1 protein-coding gene is annotated in these 1,552 nt (G+C 37.6%); it reads left to right on the top strand.

The features are described from left to right. Nucleotides 1–91 precede the first annotated feature (91 nt). Nucleotides 92–1,453, top strand: a complete 1,362-nt coding sequence (locus tag V7161_RS17765) for an IS1182 family transposase (protein ID WP_335714291.1) — start codon at nucleotides 92–94, stop codon at nucleotides 1,451–1,453. Nucleotides 1,454–1,552: the final 99 nt, after the last annotated feature.

Genomic DNA, 1,552 nt, shown 5'->3' with positions numbered 1-1,552 from the left:
CAGACTGTCGACAAATTCGATAAAAAATCGGGTTTGTTGGCAGTCTTTTTTTGTATAATTAAAATGTAAAGATTGGAATGAGGTGGATGAAGTGCTAAGTAAAAATACACAGATTAATCGTAACCAAATAGAAATGATAGCTTTAGAACAACTTGTACCTGCGAATCATTTGGTTCGCAAGATTGAAGCTGCTATAGATTTTTCATTTATCTATCCACTCGTTCAAGATATGTATTCATCTGAACGAGGACGTCCGAGTATTGACCCTGTTGTATTGATTAAGATGGCTTTCATCCAATATACCTTCGGTATTCGCTCTATGCGTAAAACTATTGAAGAAATTGAAACCAACTTAGCTTACCGTTGGTTTCTGGGCTTCGGCTTTTATGATAAGGTACCGCACTTTTCAACTTTTGGTAAAAACTATGAACGACGCTTTAAGGATACAGATCTATTTGAACAGATTTTTTACCGAATTTTGAAGGAAGCTTCAGACAGGAAACTAATTAGTAGTGAGCATGTGTTTATCGATTCTACACATGTTAAAGCAAATGCAAATAAGCATAAATTTGAGAAGAAGGGAGTTCGAAAAGAAACAAAAGCCTATGAATCACGTCTCCGTGAGGAGATTAATAAGGATCGTGAAGATCACGGGAAAAAGCCAATTCCCCCAGAAAAATTTGATAAAGAAGAAACTAAAGAAATAAAAGAAAGTACCACTGATCCAGAGAGTGGTTATTATGTAAAGGATGAGAGAACTAAACAGTTCGCATACTCATTTCATACAGCTGCTGATCGAAATGGATTTGTTCTAGGTACGATTGTAACGCCAGGAAATATCCATGATAGTGTTATTTTTGAGCCACTCCTCGAGAAGGTCATTGAAAAACAGGGGAAACCAGATGCTGTTGCTGCAGATGCCGGATACAAAACACCTGCTATTGCACAATTCATATTTGAAAACGAAATAACTCCCGCTCTACCTTATACTCGTCCTCGTACAAAAGACGGCTTTATGAAAAAACATGAATATGTTTACGATGAATACTACGATTGTTATATCTGTCCACAAGGACAAATATTGAAATACTCAACGACGACGAAGGATGGAAAGCGGCAATACTTCTCTAATCCGCATCAATGTCAAAATTGCCCCTTACTTTCACAATGTACGCAGAGTAAGGAGCATAAAAAGCTGATTGAGCGTCATGTTTGGGAACACTATTTAGAAGAAGCAGATCATCTTCGTCAAACACGAGAGAATAAAAGCATTTACGCAAAACGTAAAGAAACGATTGAACGTGTATTTGCGGATGCAAAAGAAAAGCATGGTATGCGTTGGACAACCCTAAGGGGATTAAAAAAATTGTCCATGCAGGCGATGCTAACTTTTGCTGCCATGAATTTGAAAAAGATGGCATGCTGGACATGGAAAAGTCCAGAAATGGCTTAAAGCAGACCCCTCCGGGGTCTGAAATGAACTCAAAATTACATAAAAACAACAAAAAGGCATCCAAATGGAAAATTCAGATGCCTTTTGTCTACACTCTGA

It is taken from the genome of Neobacillus drentensis, assembly GCF_036965425.1.
Lineage (GTDB): Bacteria > Bacillota > Bacilli > Bacillales > Cytobacillaceae > Neobacillus > Neobacillus drentensis_F.
Note: the sequence above shows the minus strand (reverse complement) of the source record. Positions and strands in the feature narration are given on the sequence as shown.